Genomic DNA, 15,544 nt, shown 5'->3' with positions numbered 1-15,544 from the left:
AAATAGCCGCCTCAGCGCGGCGCGCTGGCCGGCAGGCGCAGGGTGAAGCAGCTGCCCCGGCCGGGCGCGCTGTCGACCTCGATGCGCCCGCCCAGCACGCCGGTGACGATGTTGTGGGTGATATACAGGCCCAGGCCCGAGCCGCCCGAGCCGAGCCGGGTGGTGAAGAAGGGGTCGTAGATGCGCGCCAGGTGCTCGGCGGCGATGCCGGCGCCGTTGTCGGCCAGCGACAGGGCGATCTCGCCGTCGGCCCCGGCGCGCGCGCGCAGCGTGATCAGGCCGTCGGCGCGCCCGGCCAGGCCGTGCAGCAGGCTGTTCTCGTACAGGTTGCCGACGGCCTGCTCGAGCGGGCCGGGATAGCTGTCGAGCTCCAGGCCGTCCTCGATGTCGAGCTCCAGCCGCGGCGCGCCCGGATGGGCCGCCCTGAGCTCCTGCAGCAGCTCGGGCAGCAGCTGGTCGAGGTGGAAGCGGCGGCGCTGCGAGCCGGCCGAGTCGACGGCGATGCGCTTGAAGCTGGCCACCAGCTCGGCGGCGCGGCGCAGGTTGCGCACCACCACCTCGTCGGCCTCGCCGGCCTGGGCCAGATAGCTCTCCAGCGCCGAGCGGCGCAGGCCGCCGGCCAGGCCGGCGCGCAGCACGCGGGTGCGCTCGCTGATGGTGGTGGCCATCATCAGGCTGTTGCCGATCGGCGTGTTGAGCTCGTGCGCGACACCGGCCACCAGGGTGCCCAGCGCGGCCAGCTTGCCGCGCCGCACCAGCTCGTCGCGCGTGCTGCCCAGCTTGGCCAGCGCCGCGCTCAGCTCGGCGTTGGCGCGCTCGGCCTCGTCCTTGGCCTGGCGCAGCTCGGCGGTGCGCGCCGCCACCAACTCCTCCAGGTGCTCGCGGTGGCGCAGCAGCTCCTGCTCGCGCCGCGTGCCGGCGATGGCGATGCCGGCCAGGTGGCTGGCGGCGTGGATCAGGCGGCGCTCCTCGGCGTTCGGGCTGCGCACCTCGCGGTAGTACATGGCGAAGGAGCCGAGCACCCGGTCCCGCTCGAACATGATCGGCGTCGACCAGCAGGCGCGCAGACCGTGGGGGGCGGCCACGGCGGCGTAGGGCGCCCACAGCGGGTCGTGCTCGATGTCGGCCACCACCACGGTGTGTTTGTGGTACATGGCCGTGCCGCAGGAGCCCACCGTCGGGCCGATCGCCAGGCCCTCGAAGGCGTGCAGATAGGCCGGCGGCAGGCTGGCGCCGGCGCCGGCGCGCATGGCCACGCCGTCCTCGTCGAGCAGCAGCACCGAGCACAGCACGCCGTCCGACTGGGCCTCGATCAAGCGGATCAGCTGGTCGAGGGTGGCCGCCAGCGGCGCGCCGCGGGCGATCATTTCGAGCAGCGCGTTCTGGCCCAGGCGCAGCGCCTCGGCGCGCTTGCGGCTGGAGATGTCGATGATGCGCACGTGCATCAGTTGGCGCTCGGCCTTGTCCAGCGCCACCATGCGCATCTCGCAGTCGAGTTGGCGGCCGCTGCTGTGCTGGAAACTGATCTCGAACATGCGGATGTCGCCGGCCTGCACCTGCGCCACCTGGGCCGCCAGCGCCGCCGCCGAGCCGCGCCCGTCCGGCTGCACCTGCGGGCACAGGTCGAGCAGGTTGCACTGCAGCAGCTCGGTTTCGTCGCGGCCGAACAGGCGGCAGGCGTTGCGGTTGAGGTCGATCAGGCGGTTCTGCTCCAGGTCGAACAGCAGCACGATGTCGGGCGAGCTGGCCAGCATGGCGTGGTAGTTCACCACCAGTTCGGCCAGGCGCGGATCGGGCGGCGGCGGGGTGTCGGCCAGCACGCCGAGCTGGTGCAGCACGCGGCGGGCCAGCTCGGCCGGGCGCAGCGGCAGGGCGACGTAGGCGCTGGCGCCGGCCGCCAGCGCGCGTTCGCCTTCCTCGTCGCTGGGCGCGGCCGACAACAGGAAGACCGGCAGCGCGCCCACGCTGGCCGCCGCCAGGCGCCGGCACAGTTCGAAACCGGCGCTGCCGGCCAGCGCCACGTCGAGCAGCACCAGGGCGATGCCGCCGGCCGCCACCGCCTGCAGCGCGTTGTCGCCCTTGCTGACGGCCTGCACCTGGAAACTGTAACGGGAAAGCAACTGCTGCAGGGCGGCCAGGTCGTAGGCCGAGCTGGTGGCGATCAGGATGGTGTGCGGCGGGCGGAAAGGCGGCGTCATATCGGTAAAAGTTTCCGAAACAGAAGTTCAAGCCAGTGTAGTACAAGATCGCCCCGGCCGGTCCACCCTTCGCCCCGGCGGCGCGCAAATTAGGCGGCCGCTGTCTGTTTCCCGCCCGCGGAGTCCGCTTGTTGCCGCGCCGCCGCGATGCGCGGGTAGCTCTGCTCGATCCAGTCGACCAGCGCGGCCAGCCGTTCGGCCGCCTCGCGGCCCAGCGCCGTCAGACGGTACTCGACGTGGGGCGGAATCGCCCGGTGGTCGAGGCGCAGCACGAAGCCGTCGCCGACCAGGCCGTCCAGGGTCTGCGCCAGCATCTTTTCGCTGACGCCGCCGACGGCGCGGCGCAGTTGGCTGAAGCGCTGGCTGCCGTCGGCCAGCAGCACCACCATGATCAGCGTGCCCCAGCGGCTGGTCAAATGGCTGAGCACGGCGCGCGAGGGGCAGTTGGCCGCCGTCAGCCGGGCGGCGAAGTCGCCGATGTCGGCGTTGGCGGCGATGCTGGCGCGCAGCGTCTTGCCCGGCAGGCCGCTCGGCTGCCGGGTCGGCGGCTCGCCCTGTTCGTTCTGCTGGTGGTCCATGGCTTTCTCCATACTTACTAAAATGTGCGTACTTACAATTTGTTAGTGTCGGTCCTATTATACGTTTTTCCCCACCAAACAAAGAGGATACCCATGATCGTCATCACCGGCGCCAGCGGCCAACTGGGCCAACTGCTCATCGCCGACCTGCTCAAAAAAATTCCCGCGGCACGGATCGTCGCCGCCGTGCGCGACGTCGCCAAGGCCGCCGACCTGGCCGCGCTGGGCGTGCAAGTGCGCCACGCCGACTACGAGCTGCCGGCCACGCTGGACGCCGCCTTCCAGGGCGCCAGCAAGGTGTTGTTGATTTCGTCGAACGCGATGGGCCGGCGGGTCGCGCAGCACCGCAACGCGATCGACGCCGCCGTCCGCGCCGGCGTCAAGCTGCTGGCCTACACCAGCGTGCTGCACGCCGACACCTCCAAGCTGGGCCTGGCGGCCGAGCACCGCGAGACCGAGGCGGCCGTGCTCGCCTCCGGCCTGCCATACACCTTGCTGCGCAACGGTTGGTACATGGAGAACTACACCGCCGGCCTGGGCGGCGCGCTGGAACACGGCGTGTTGCTCGGTGGCGCGGGCGAGGGGCGCATTGCGGCGGCGGCGCGGGCCGACTACGCGGCGGCGGCCGTGGCCGTACTGCTGAGCGAGGCGCCGGTTCCGCAAGTACTTGAGTTGGCCGGCGACCAGGCCTTCACCCTGGCAGAATTGGCGGCCGAGCTGGCGCTGCAAGCCGGCAAGGCCGTGGCCTACAACAATCTGGACGAGGCGGCCTACCGCGAGGCCTTGCTTGGTGTTGGTTTGCCGGCCGGCATGGCGGCGCTGATCGCCGATTCGGACGCCGCCGCCGCCCAGGGCGCGCTGTTCGACGACAGTCGCAGCTTGAGCAAGTTGATCGGCCGTCCGACCACCACCCTGGCCGCCGCCGTGCGCGCCGCGCTGTAGCTTGAAGGGGCAGGGCGCGCCGCGTATTTTCGGCGCGCCCATGAAAAAAGCCGCAGACTCGTGAAAGTCTGCGGCTTTTTTGCGTATTCGGTAGAGTGGTGCCCACGGAGGGACTCGAACCCCCACACCTTGCGGCACATGGACCTGAACCATGCGCGTCTACCAATTCCGCCACGTGGGCACTGAACTGCTTGCTACTCTCTGCTGCGTGTTCTGCAACAGAGGACAGAATCATAATGGACGGCCGTGCCAGCGTCAATAGTGAAATGGTTCTTTTACGAAAGAATTTCATTCCCGCGCGGAGGAGGGTGAACTTGCGGGCCGGGAATGAAAAAAGCCGCAGACTGGTGAAGGTCTGCGGCTTTTCTTTTCCTGCTATCCGGTAGTGGTGCCCACGGAGGGACTCGAACCCCCACACCTTGCGGCACATGGACCTGAACCATGCGCGTCTACCAATTCCGCCACGTGGGCACTGCGGGTTGTCATTCTTTCCGACAACTTTGCAACGAGGAGAATCATACCGACCAGCAAGCACCTGGTCAATGGGGAAATACAAAATTGTGCAGATTTCTTCATCCGCTGTAATGCGCGAACCAGGTTGGCGAGCGGGCCTGCGGCGGCCGTCTCGGCCGGAGCGGGGCGGCAATGAAAAAAGCCGCAGACTCGTGAAAGTCTGCGGCTTTTCTTTTCCTGCTTGTCCGGTAGTGGTGCCCACGGAGGGACTCGAACCCCCACACCTTGCGGCACATGGACCTGAACCATGCGCGTCTACCAATTCCGCCACGTGGGCACTGCGGGTTGTCTAATCATCCGACAACTTTGCAACGAGGAGCATCATACCGGCGCCGTGCGGCCCGGTCAATAGCTAAATGCAATATTGTGCAGATTTCGTCATCCGCCTGTGGTGGGAATGAAAAAAGCCGCAGACTCGTGAAAGTCTGCGGCTTTTTTACTTATTCGGTAGAGTGGTGCCCACGGAGGGACTCGAACCCCCACACCTTGCGGCACATGGACCTGAACCATGCGCGTCTACCAATTCCGCCACGTGGGCACTGATGCTGCTCAACAACTTCTGCTATTATAGCGTTTTGGAGAGTTTTGCGCCAGATGAGCTTTCGCTCCTTACTGCACATCAACCCTGTCTTACGCTTCCCGCTTGACGCTGTTTTTCAACGTTGTCGCTGCGAGAGACCAGAATTATAGAGGAATCGCCGACGTTGTCAAAGCCGTTTTGTGAAATTCTTTCAAAAGCCACCGGCGGACGTGCTGCGTTAGGTAAAGAGCCCCGAATCCAAGTACACTACGGCCTATCACCGTGTCAATATATTGACGGTGGCAGTTTTCAGGCCGGAACTTCCATTTGATCACTGTCAATAATAACTATAGAAATACTTTTGAACCAATCTACCCACACCATTCCCAGCCGGGAGGAAATTCTCGGTATCTTCCGCAGCGCCAAGGCGCCGCTCGACTTGCGCGCCCTCGCCAAGTCCCTCAAAGTAGGCACCGAAGCGCAGACCGTGCTGTCGCGCCGGCTCAACGCGATGGAACGCGACGGCCAGCTGAAATCGGATGACACGGGGCACTTCGTGCTGGCCGAGCAGACCGGTTTCGTGGCCGGCCGCGTCAGCAGCCACCGCGACGGCTTCGGCTTCGTCATTCCCGACGAGCCGGGCGACGACCTGTTCCTGCCGGAAAAAGAGATGCAGAAAGTGCTGCATGGCGACCGCGTGCTGGCCAAAGTGGTCGGCGTCGACCGCCGCGGCCGTCCGGAAGGCACCATCGTCGAGGTGGTCAGCCGCGCCAACACCCACATCATCGGCCGTCTGTTGAACGAGAACGGGGTCTGGGTCGTGGCGCCGGAAGACAAGCGCATCGCCCAGGACATCCTGATCAGCGGCGGCGTCGGCAAGGCCAAGTCGGGCCAGATCGTCAGCGTCGAGCTGACCGAGCAGCCGATGCGCTTCAAGCAGCCGGTCGGCAAGATCTCCGAAGTGCTGGGCTCGCTGGACGACCCCGGCATGGAGATCGAGATCGCCGTGCGCAAGTTCAACGTGCCGCACATCTTCTCCGACGCCGCCCTGAAACAGGCCGCCAAGCTGCCCGACGTGGTGCGCGAGTCCGACCTGGGCGAGCGGGTCGACCTGCGCGACGTGCCGATGGTCACCATCGACGGCGAAGACGCGCGCGACTTCGACGACGCGGTCTATTGCGAGCCGGTCAAGATCGGCCGCAGCAACGCCTTCCGTTTGATCGTCGCCATCGCCGACGTCAGCCACTACGTCAAACCGAACGACGCGCTCGACACCGACGCGCTCGAGCGCAGCACCTCGGTCTACTTCCCGCGCCGGGTCATCCCGATGCTGCCGGAAAAACTGTCCAACGGCCTGTGCTCGCTGAACCCGGCGGTCGACCGCATGACCCTGGTGTGCGACGCCGTCATCACCGCCAAGGGCGAGATCAAGGCCTACCAGTTCTACCCGGCCGTGATCCACTCGGCCGCGCGCCTGACCTACACCGAAGTGGCCGACATCCTCGGCAACACCAAGGGACCGGAGGCCAAGCGCCGCTCGGCCATCGTGCCGCACCTGCAGAACCTGTACGACGTCTACCAGGCCCTGCTGAAGGCGCGCACCGAACGCGGCGCCATCGACTTCGAGACCACCGAGACCTACATCGTCTGCAACCCGTCGGGCAAGATCGAGAAGATCATCCCGCGCACGCGCAACGACGCCCACCGCCTGATCGAGGAATGCATGCTGACGGCCAACGTCTGCGCCGCCGACCTGCTGATCCGCAACAAGCATCCCGGCACCTACCGCATCCACGCCAGCCCGACCAAGGAAAAGCTGACCCAGGTGCGCACCTTCCTCAAGCAGGTCGGCCTGAACCTGAACGGCGGCGACAAGCCGACGGCGGGCGACTACGCCGAGCTGATGAAGAAGGTCAAGGAGCGCCCGGACGCCGGCCTGCTGCAAACCATGCTGCTGCGTTCTATGCAGCAAGCCGTCTACAGCCCGGACAACATCGGCCACTTCGGCCTGGCCTACGAGGCGTACGCCCACTTCACCAGCCCGATCCGCCGCTATCCCGACCTGCTGACCCACCGCGCCATCAAGGCCATCCTGCTGGGCAAGAAGTACGAGCCCAAGGTGCTGGCCACCAGCGTGCTCAACACCAACGTCTCGAACGCCACGCGCAAGCAGCAGGCCAAGGACAAGGCCGAGGGCAAAGAGAAGAAGTCGGCCGACCTGACCATCTGGGACGCCCTCGGCGTGCACTGCTCGGCCAACGAGCGGCGCGCCGACGAGGCCTCGCGCGACGTCGAAGCCTGGCTCAAGTGCTACTTCATGCAGGACAAGCTGGGCGAGGAGTTCACCGGCATCATCACCGGCGTGACCACCTTCGGCATCTTCGTGCAGCTGGACAGTCTGTTCGTCGAGGCGCTGGTGCACGTCACCGACCTGGGCGCCGACTACTTCCAGTACGACGACGCCCGCCACGAACTGCGCGGCGAACGCACCGGCCAGCGCTACCAGCTGACCGACAAGGTCACCGTCCAGGTCACCCGTGTCGACCTGGAAATGCGCAAGATCGACCTGCGCCTGGCCGGCGTGCCGGTGGCGGCACCGAAGGGTCCGCGCGGCAAGGGCGGCGCCGAAGTCGACGAGCCGGTCTCCGGCGGTCGCGGCCGCAACCACAACGGCGGCGGCCGGACCAACGTCAAGCCCGGTCCGAAGACGCAGTCGCGCCACGAAATCAAGACCAGCGAGCCGCAGGCCCACGCCCAGCCCCAGCCCGCGCCAGCGGCCAAGGCCAAGGCCGCAGGCGGCCGCAAGTCGAATGCCGCGGCGGGTGCCGCGGTAGCACCCCGAGCAGCCAAGCCTGCCTCAAAATCTGGTAAGAAGAAGCGATAAATGAAGAATAAAATGATTTTTGGTTTCCATGCGGTGACCTCGCGTTTGCGTCACGAGGCCTCGTCGGTGGAAGAGATTTTCATCGATGCGACCCGTAGCGACCGCCGCATGCAGGATCTGGTGGCCAACGCCAAGAGCCTGGGCGTGCGCGTCATGCCGGTCGACTCGTCCCGTCTGGACAAGATCGTCGGCACCCGCCGCCACCAGGGCGTGATCGCCTTCGCCTCCGAACTGGCGCTGGCGCGCAACCTCGACGAGCTGCTCGACGCCATCGACGGCCCGCCGCTGCTGCTGGTGCTCGACGGCATCACCGATCCGCACAACCTGGGCGCCTGCCTGCGCGTCGCCGACGGTGTCGGCGCCCACGCCGTTATCGTGCCGAAGGACCGCGCGGTCGGCCTCAACGCCACCGCCGCCAAGGTCGCCAGCGGCGCCGCCGAAACCGTGCCCTACATCACGGTGACCAACCTGGCGCGCACCCTGCGCGACCTGAAGGACCGCGACATCTGGCTGATCGGCACCTCCGACGACGGCGACAAGGGCCTGTACGAAGCCGACTTCACCGGCCCGACCGCGCTGGTCATGGGTTCGGAAGGCGAGGGCATGCGCCGCCTGACCCGCGAGACCTGCGACATGCTGGTCAGCATCCCGATGTTCGGTTCGGTCGAAAGCCTGAACGTCTCGGTCGCCTCCGGCGTCTGTCTGTACGAGGCGCGCCGCCAGCGCATGGCCAAAGAAGGCTAAGCTTGTTCCCGCCGCGCCGCCTCCCGGCCGGCAAGCCGCTGACTTGAGCCCACCCCGAGGCGTGAAGCTGGGGTCAGACCCCGAGGGGTCTGACCCCGGTTTGGCATCGGGGCAACAGGTGCAAGGCCAGCGGCTCCCCCTCCCAGCAAACCCCGACCGGATGCGCTACCATCAGCCATCGGCCGCCCCACCAGTGCAAGCCATGTTCCACCACCTGCGCCAAGACATTCAGAGCATCATCGAACGCGATCCCGCCGCCCGCAACGCCTGGGAGGTGCTGACCTGCTATCCCGGCCTGCAGGCCATCGTCATGCACCGCTGGGCGCACTGGTGCTGGCGGCACGGCCTGAAGTGGGGCGGCCGCTTCATCAGCTACCTGGCGCGCATCGTCACCGGCATCGAGATCCACCCCGGCGCCAGCATCGGCCGCCGCGTCTTCATCGACCACGGCTTCGGCGTGGTCATCGGCGAGACCGCCGTGGTCGGCGACGACTGCACCATCTACCAGGGCGTGACCCTGGGCGGCACCTCGCTGCACACCGGCGCCAAGCGCCACCCGACCTTGGAGCGCGGCGTCATCGTCGGCGCCGGCGCCCAGGTGCTGGGCAGCTTCACCGTCGGCGAGTTCGCCAAGGTCGGCTCCAACGCCGTGCTGCTCAAGCCGGTGCCGGCCGGCGCCACGGCGGTCGGCAACCCGGCCCACGTGGTGCAGAAGGACGCCGGCACCGGCGCCCAGCTGTTCGCCGCCTACGGCGTCACGCCGAACGGCGACGACCCGCTGTCGAAGGCGCTGCGCGGCCTGATCGACCACGCCGCCACGCAGGAGCGGCAGATCGAGCGCATGCTGGCGGCGATGCGGGCCGCCGGCCTGAGCTGCCAAGGCACGGCCGAATGTGATAAATTTGATTCCGTACAACTCAACAAGCTAGTCGACTAAGGATCTGCGTATGAACATGGAATCGTCGCCCGAGGGCACAGCGGTACTGGACCCGTTTGAAATCCGCGTGCTCGCCGTGCTGGCCGAGAAGGAGGCGACCACGCCGGACAACTATCCGCTCTCGCTCAACGCCATCACCAACGGCTGCAACCAGCTGTCGAGCCGCGACCCGGTGATGTCGCTGTCGGAGGACACGGTGGCCGAGGTGCTGCAGCGGCTGATGCAGCGCAAATACGTCAACGGCATCACCCAGGCCGGCGCCCGCGTCACCAAGTACGAGCACCGCATGCGCATCAAGTGGTCGCTCGAGCAGGACAAGCTGGCCATCCTCAGCACGTTGATGCTGCGCGGCCTGCAGACCGCCGGCGAGATCCGCACCCGCACCGGCCGCCTGCACGAGTTCAAGACGGTGGGCGACGTCGAGCTGGGCCTGCAATTCCTGATCGACAAATACCCGCCGCTGGTGGCCCGCCTGGCCCTGGCGCCCGGCACCAAGGAGCCGCGCTACGGCCAGCTGCTCGGTGGCGAGGAGGCACCTGGCGCGCGAGGAGACGGCGGCCGGCTTCGCCGGTTCGGTGTCGGCGCCGCAGCACGGCGGCCGCGTCGGCCAGCTGGAGCACGAGGTGGCGCTGCTGCGCCGCGACGTCGACGAGCTGCGCGAGCAGTTGCAGGCCTTCCGCCAGCAGTTCGAGTAAGCCGCAGTTGCGGGACGGCGCGTCGCACCGGCGCCCGCCCGTTTGCCGCCGCCGCTCAGCAGGCCATTAGCTCGTCGAAGGCGTGCAGGCTGGCCTGCTGGTCGATGGCGCCGATGTGCTCGGTCTTCGACAGCACGATGCGGAAGTGGTCGCACATCGGATAGAACCAGCGGTGGTTGTCGGTGTTGATGTAGAAGCCCAGCACCTTCTTGTTGTAGGCCGAGGCCAGGTGGATCACCGCCGTGTCCGGCGAAATGACCAGCTCGCACTGCTCGATCAGCGCCGCCAGCTCGAGGATGCTGGCGGTGGCGAAGGACAGTTGGACGTTGTCGCGCTGCACGGCGGCGACGATGCCCTCGGCGCGCGCCCGGTCGCCCGGCGGATGGATCACCAGCAGGGCATGGTCGCGGTACTTGTCGGCCAGCGCGCGGCACAGCGCCACCGCGTCGTCGCTGCTGATGGTGCGGTTGGCCATGCTGCCCTGGTAGTTGAAGCAGACGATGCCCTTGTGGCGCCGCTTCAGCTCGGCGATGAAGTCGCGCGGCCCGGCCGGCAGTTGCTCGACGCCGAACAGCTCGTAGCGCGGGTTGACCTGCTTCAGGTCGAAATTCTTCAGCGCGGAAAAATAGCTCTCCAGGATGTGGCGGTCGCGGTTGCAGTCGACCGTGTAGTCGTACATGCCGAGCTGCTGCGTGCCGGTGCCGTACTTGTTGATGTTGAAGCCGATCAGGTGCTTGGCGCCGAGCAGCTTGAGCCGGGTCAGCCAGGGAATCGAGAAGGCGTTGGTGGTGCTGAAGATGACGTCGTAGCGCTGGCGCCGTATGCCGAGCACGATCTTCAACGTGTCGAGTCCGCTGCCCCAGTCCCAGATCAGAATGTTGCTCACGTGCGGGCAGGCGCGGATCACCGTCTCGTTGACGCTGCTGGCGGCGACGTCGATCTGCAGCGCGGGGTAGGCCGCCTTGAGCTCGCGCAGCAGGGGCGTCGAGACGATCATGTCGCCGATGCGGTCGTTGCGCAGGATGAGCATTTTCTTGATCTTGCTCGGATCGAAGGGAACTTTCCCCGACTTGTCGAACAGGAGGTGCAGCAGGTGTTTCTTGAGGAAGGACATAGTGGCGCTCAATGGTGCGGTGGCGGCCGCCGATTACCGGCCGCGAATAATGCACCATTGTAATGGATATAGCGGAACTTGCTTAAAAGTAAGCGTGCCGGCGGCGCCTAGTGGGCCGCCGGCCGCTCATTTGAGCAGCGGACGGACGCGTTCGTTGAGCAGCTTCCACTGGGCGTCGAGCAGGGCCTGGTTGGGATCGTGGCCGCCACGCGGCAGCAGCACGAACTCCTTCTGCGGCGCGCGGATGCTGTCGAAGTAGCGCTTCGCCACGGCCGGCGTGGTCAACAAGTCCTCGGCGCCGTGGACGATGAAGACCGGCAGGGCGAAGTCGGCGCCGAGCGCAGGCAGGTCGACCAGGGCGAACATGCCGTCGCCGTTGCGGCCGACGAATTGCAGGTAGGAGTAGTCCTCGCCGGCCTCGTCGTCGATCAGCTGCTGCGCCGTCAGATACTCGTCGGCGCGCTTCCACCAGGCCGCCGGCGCCGGGTCGGTGGCCAGCGCCTCGTACTTGCGGTCGATGCGCCGCAGCACGCCGAAGCTGCGCGGATCGCGCCACGGCGGCGCGCCCAGCGCCTCCAGCTTGGCCACGCCGGCGCTGTCGCCGGCGCCGCGCGCCAGGGCCAGCAGGGCCTCCCGGCTGGTGCGCATGTTCTCCGTCGAGTTGACCAGCTGCGCCGCGCCGAGATAGGCGTGGAACAGCTCGGGCCTGGCCTTGGCCATGCTCACGGCCAGGTAGGAACCCCAGGAGCCGCCCATCAGGATCAGCTTGCGCTGGCCCAGGTGGCCGGTGAGGAAGGCGGCCAACTCCACGCCGTCGTCGCGCAGCTGCGCCGCCGTCAAGGGCAGCCATCGGCCGGTCGGTTCCTGCCATAGGTTTTGCCGGCGCCGCGCTGGTCCCACTGCACCAGCGTGTAATCCTTCTGCCAAGCGCCGTAGATGGCGTCGGCATACGGGCTGAGCGGATTGCCCGGGCCGCCGTGGACCACCAGGATCACCGGGTTGGCGCAGCTGGCGCCCTTGATGGTGACCCATTGCGCGATGCCGCCGATGGCCACGTAGCCGGCCTCGTTGACGGCCTGCGGCACGGCGCCGCAACGCAAGGGCGGCGTGCGCGCATCCAGCGTGGCCGGCGCGGCGGCCGGCGTTTGTGCGCCGCCGTTGGCGGCCGCCAGCAGCAGCGCGGCGGCGAGGAGGGCGGGGAAGACGGGGAAGACGGGGAGTGCGCTCATGCTATTCCTTGCGAGAAGTGGCGGACGGTGTGGCATTGTGCAGCAGGGGTGGGGCGGGCGCCGGCCTGGCGGCCGGACGCCCGCCGCTATCAGCCCTCCTCGCGGCGGCGGCGCAGCCAGATGGCGCCGGCGATCATCGCCACGCCGGCGGCGACGCCGATCCACACGTTGGCGTGCGCCAGCGTACCCCAGGATTGGCCGAGGATGTTGCCCAGGTCGGCGCGGTGGCCGTCGGCGGCCAGCAGCAGGGCGGGGTCGACATGCTCGACCGCCAGCCAGGAACCCGGCGCCACGCCCAACAGCATGCGGCTCACCACCTGCTGGATCAACCAGTCGATATTCCAATCCAGGTGGAAGGCGTGCTTGGCCCACTTGACCAGCATCATCGCCAGCAAAGGCGCGCCGACCGCCCACAGGAACACCTTGGAGCGCGCCCAGCTCGACACCAGCAGCAGCCAGGCCACCGTCGGCAGCGCCCACAGCGCGTACACCGGCAACAGGGCCAGCAGCTGCAGCGGCGCCAAATAGAAGGCCGGCGACATCAGCAGCGGGCCGAACAGGTTGAGTCCCTTGAAGGCGGCCGCCGTGCAGATCATCAGCAGCACCGCCAGCGCGGCCAGCGCGCCGACCACGGTCACCACCAGCGGCGCCACGCCGAGCGCCAGCAGCAGCTTGGACAGCACCGTCGTGCGGTCCGACACCGGCAGCGACTTCCAGAACAGCAGGCTGCGGTCGCGCCGCTCGTCGTACAGCGCGCCGAGGCAGTAGAAGAACACCAGGAAGCCGAGCATCAGCAGCACCGGCGCGGCGGTGGCGATGTAGCCGTGCGCCAGCACGTCGAGGATCTTGGCGCGCATCGCCGGCGTGGCGTCGATCATGCCGAGCGTGATCGACTCGCCGTTGATGTCGATGCTGCCGCTGCTGCCATACAACAGCACCAGCGCGGTGAAGGCGGTGATCAGCCCGCCGACGATGGCCGGCGCCCACAACAGCATGCCCTTGTGTTCCCACAGTTCGCGCTTGATCAACCATGTCATCGTTTTCATGCGTAGCTTCCTTTCATGGTCGCGACGAACAGGTCGGCGACGCTGGGGGTGCGGGTTTCGCCGAAGACGGCCAGCTGGCTGCGCGCCACGCCGTCGAACAGCATCACGGACTTGCCGAACACGGTGCGCTGGCTGAGCGGCTGCAGCGCGGTGGCGGCGACGGCGTAGGGCGGCTCGACCATCACCTCGGTGAAGCGCTCGCCGATCTCGTCCATCGAGGCCGACAGGGTGATCTTGCCGTCGCGGATGAACAGCAGGTCGGTCAGGATGTGCTCGACCTCCTCGATCTGGTGGGTGGTGATGAGGATGGTCTTGCCCTCGTCGAAATAGTCCTCCAGCAGGTTCTGGTAGAACTGCTTGCGGTACAGGATGTCGAGGCCCAGCGTCGGCTCGTCGAGCACCAGCAGGCGGGCGTCGATGGCCATCACCAGCGCCAGGTGCAGCTGCACCACCATGCCCTTGGACATGGCCTTGACCTTCATGTTCGGTGCCAGCTTGGTGTGGGCGATGTAGCGCTCGGCCTTTTCCCGGTCGAAGCGCGGGTGCACGCCGGCGACGAAGTCGACCGCGTCCTTGACCTTCAGCCAGCGCGGCAAAATGGCCACGTCGGCGATGAAGCAGACGTCGCGCATCAACTCGTCGCGCTGGGTGCGCGGGTCCAGCCCCAGCACGCTCATCTGGCCGTCGAACTGGGTCAGGCCCAGCATGGCCTTGAGCGTGGTGGTCTTGCCCGAGCCGTTGGGGCCGATCAGGCCGACGATGCGGCCGGACTGGATCTCGAAGCTGGTCTGGTCGAGCGCCAGCGCCTTGCCGTAGCGCTTGCTCAGATTGCTGGCGGAGACGATGGCGTTCATGCCGCACCTCCCGCAGTCGGCAGGCCCGGCTGGCCCGGCTGGGCCGCCTGCAGCAGCTGTTGCAGGTCCAGGCCGAGGCGGCGGATGCGTTCTATCATGGCCGGCCACTCCTCGCGCAGGAAGCGCTCGCGTTCCGTGGCCAGCAGCTTGTCGCCGGCGCCGTCAGTCATATACATACCCAATCCCCTCCGTTTTTCCACTAAATTTTCGTCGACCAGCTCCTGGTAGGCCCGCGATACGGTGATCGGGTTGAGCTGGAAGTCGGCCGCCACCTGGCGCACCGACGGTAGCGCGTCGCCCGGCTTGAGCAAGCCGTCGAGCATCATGCCGATCACCCGCTCCTTGAGCTGGCGGTAGATCGGCGCATTGTCATTCCAGCCCATGGTCATGGTCGCTGCTCCCTGGCTGCTGTGTTGATGATTCGGACATTCATGTATCCCCCTTGGTGATATAACGAAGTGGTGTTGTAGTGAACTATAACACCGATGTTGACAAAATCAAGTGTTTTTTTGGCAGCGTGGGCCGGACGTGCCCGGCCGTCGCGGCGGAAATCGAGTAAACTCTGCGCTCTCCCGCGCCTGGAAAACCAACAAGGAAGCACATGAACGATATCGCCAACTTCACGCTGCGGCGCCGACGCCTCGGCCTGGTCGCGATGGCCGTGGCGGCCAGCACGCTGTTGGCCAGCTGTTCGACCTTGATCGGGCCGCGCCAGGTCGAGCTGCCGCTCGACCGCATGCAGCAGGGGCTGGACAAGCGCTTCCCGCTGCGCCAGCGCGTGCTGGCCGTGTTGGAGGTGGAGCTGAGCCATCCGCGCCTGCGCGTGCTCGATGCCAACGACCGTGTCGCCCTCGAACTCGACGCCAGCGTGGTGCCGCTGCTGGGCCGCCAGTCCTGGCGCGGCAGCATGGCCATCTCCGGCCGGTTGCAGGTGGACCGGGCGCACAACGCCATCTACCTGAGCGACGCGCATGTCGACCGTTTCGCCTTCGACGGCATGGACGAGGGGCGGCAGAACCAGCTGGCCAGCGTCGCCAATCTGCTCAGCGACAAGGTCATCAAGGACATGCCGATCCACCGTTTCCGCCCCGACGAACCTGCGCTACGCCGGCGTGCAGTTCGAATTGACCGGCATCGCCACCAAGCCCGGCGCGCTGGTCGCCACCTTGGCCCCGGCACCCTGAGCCGGCGCCGGAATCTTAAGCCGCGCTTACCATGGCGGCCGCGCGCTTGCCGCGCCGTCGCGCAGCTTCTACAATCGGCCTCATTGACTAGACTATTGGAGTAGGC

At 67.1% G+C, this 15,544-nt stretch carries 13 protein-coding genes, 4 tRNA genes and 1 pseudogene; 6 read left to right on the top strand and 12 right to left on the bottom strand.

Going from position 1 to position 15,544, the window contains the following annotated elements; genetic code table 11:
- Nucleotides 1-11: 11 nt before the first annotated feature.
- Together QC826_RS17840 and QC826_RS17835 are read right to left on the bottom strand one after the other, a co-directional pair.
- The gene (locus QC826_RS17840; protein WP_279761802.1) at nt 12-2,198 is read right to left on the bottom strand and encodes an ATP-binding protein; all 2,187 of its coding nucleotides are present in this window, start codon (nt 2,196-2,198) and stop codon (nt 12-14) included.
- Nucleotides 2,199-2,287: 89 nt separating this feature from the next.
- Nucleotides 2,288-2,776, bottom strand: a complete 489-nt coding sequence (locus tag QC826_RS17835) for a helix-turn-helix domain-containing protein (RefSeq protein WP_313872658.1) — start codon at nt 2,774-2,776, stop codon at nt 2,288-2,290.
- A gap of 93 nt (nt 2,777-2,869) precedes the next feature.
- On the opposite strand from QC826_RS17835, the gene QC826_RS17830 reads away from it, so the two are divergent.
- Nucleotides 2,870-3,718 (top strand): NmrA family NAD(P)-binding protein, encoded by an 849-nt coding sequence (locus tag QC826_RS17830; protein WP_279761801.1) that lies wholly within the window; start codon nt 2,870-2,872, stop codon nt 3,716-3,718.
- A 96-nt stretch (nt 3,719-3,814) separates the two neighbouring features.
- Here the strand turns inward: QC826_RS17830 and QC826_RS17825 are convergent.
- From QC826_RS17825 to QC826_RS17810, 4 genes are all read right to left on the bottom strand, one after another.
- Nucleotides 3,815-3,899: transfer RNA gene (locus QC826_RS17825), tRNA-Leu, on the bottom strand.
- Between the two features lie 205 nt (nt 3,900-4,104).
- Nucleotides 4,105-4,189, bottom strand: a tRNA-Leu gene (locus QC826_RS17820).
- 234 nt (nt 4,190-4,423) lie between these two features.
- Nucleotides 4,424-4,508, bottom strand: a tRNA-Leu gene (locus tag QC826_RS17815).
- 176 nt (nt 4,509-4,684) lie between these two features.
- Nucleotides 4,685-4,769 (bottom strand) — tRNA-Leu (locus tag QC826_RS17810).
- 343 nt (nt 4,770-5,112) lie between these two features.
- On the opposite strand from QC826_RS17810, the gene rnr reads away from it, so the two are divergent.
- The 4 genes and pseudogenes from rnr (at nt 5,113) to QC826_RS17790 (ending at nt 10,011) form a co-directional block, all read left to right on the top strand.
- Complete coding sequence (gene rnr, locus QC826_RS17805; RefSeq protein ID WP_279761800.1) at nt 5,113-7,635, top strand: ribonuclease R; 2,523 nt, start codon at nt 5,113-5,115, stop codon at nt 7,633-7,635.
- Nucleotides 7,636-8,379 (top strand): 23S rRNA (guanosine(2251)-2'-O)-methyltransferase RlmB, encoded by a 744-nt coding sequence (gene rlmB, locus QC826_RS17800; RefSeq protein WP_093388640.1) that lies wholly within the window; start codon nt 7,636-7,638, stop codon nt 8,377-8,379. It begins immediately after the preceding gene.
- A gap of 202 nt (nt 8,380-8,581) precedes the next feature.
- Nucleotides 8,582-9,316: a serine O-acetyltransferase gene (gene cysE / locus QC826_RS17795; protein ID WP_279761799.1), complete on the top strand. Its 735-nt coding sequence runs from the start codon at nt 8,582-8,584 to the stop codon at nt 9,314-9,316.
- Between the two features lie 16 nt (nt 9,317-9,332).
- A pseudogene (locus tag QC826_RS17790) lies at nt 9,333-10,011 on the top strand (YceH family protein).
- 55 nt (nt 10,012-10,066) lie between these two features.
- Here QC826_RS17790 and QC826_RS17785 read toward each other — a convergent pair.
- From QC826_RS17785 to QC826_RS17760, 6 genes are all read right to left on the bottom strand, one after another.
- Nucleotides 10,067-11,125, bottom strand: coding sequence for a glycosyltransferase family 9 protein (locus QC826_RS17785; protein ID WP_279761798.1), 1,059 nt, complete (start codon nt 11,123-11,125; stop codon nt 10,067-10,069).
- 126 nt (nt 11,126-11,251) lie between these two features.
- Entirely contained in the window at nt 11,252-11,965 is a 714-nt protein-coding gene (locus QC826_RS17780) for an alpha/beta fold hydrolase (protein ID WP_279761797.1), read from the bottom strand.
- Nucleotides 11,962-12,354: an alpha/beta fold hydrolase gene (locus tag QC826_RS17775; RefSeq protein ID WP_279761796.1), complete on the bottom strand. Its 393-nt coding sequence runs from the start codon at nt 12,352-12,354 to the stop codon at nt 11,962-11,964. Before QC826_RS17775 ends, QC826_RS17780 begins: the two co-directional genes overlap by 4 nt.
- Before the next feature lie 89 nt (nt 12,355-12,443).
- Nucleotides 12,444-13,400 (bottom strand): hypothetical protein, encoded by a 957-nt coding sequence (locus QC826_RS17770; RefSeq protein ID WP_279761795.1) that lies wholly within the window; start codon nt 13,398-13,400, stop codon nt 12,444-12,446.
- Nucleotides 13,397-14,254, bottom strand: coding sequence for an ABC transporter ATP-binding protein (locus QC826_RS17765; protein WP_279761794.1), 858 nt, complete (start codon nt 14,252-14,254; stop codon nt 13,397-13,399). Before QC826_RS17765 ends, QC826_RS17770 begins: the two co-directional genes overlap by 4 nt.
- Nucleotides 14,251-14,643: a GntR family transcriptional regulator gene (locus tag QC826_RS17760; protein WP_093388647.1), complete on the bottom strand. Its 393-nt coding sequence runs from the start codon at nt 14,641-14,643 to the stop codon at nt 14,251-14,253. Before QC826_RS17760 ends, QC826_RS17765 begins: the two co-directional genes overlap by 4 nt.
- Before the next feature lie 212 nt (nt 14,644-14,855).
- Between QC826_RS17760 and QC826_RS17755 the strand changes: the two genes are divergently transcribed.
- A complete protein-coding gene (locus QC826_RS17755) occupies nt 14,856-15,542 on the top strand; it encodes a DUF1439 domain-containing protein (RefSeq protein WP_279761793.1) in 687 nt (228 codons plus the stop codon).
- Nucleotides 15,543-15,544: the final 2 nt, after the last annotated feature.

It is taken from the genome of Rugamonas sp. DEMB1 (assembly GCF_029834475.1).
GTDB classification, from domain to species: domain Bacteria; phylum Pseudomonadota; class Gammaproteobacteria; order Burkholderiales; family Burkholderiaceae_D; genus Rugamonas; species Rugamonas rubra.
The sequence above is the reverse complement of the archived record's forward strand: the minus strand, read 5'-3'. Positions and strand labels throughout refer to the sequence as shown.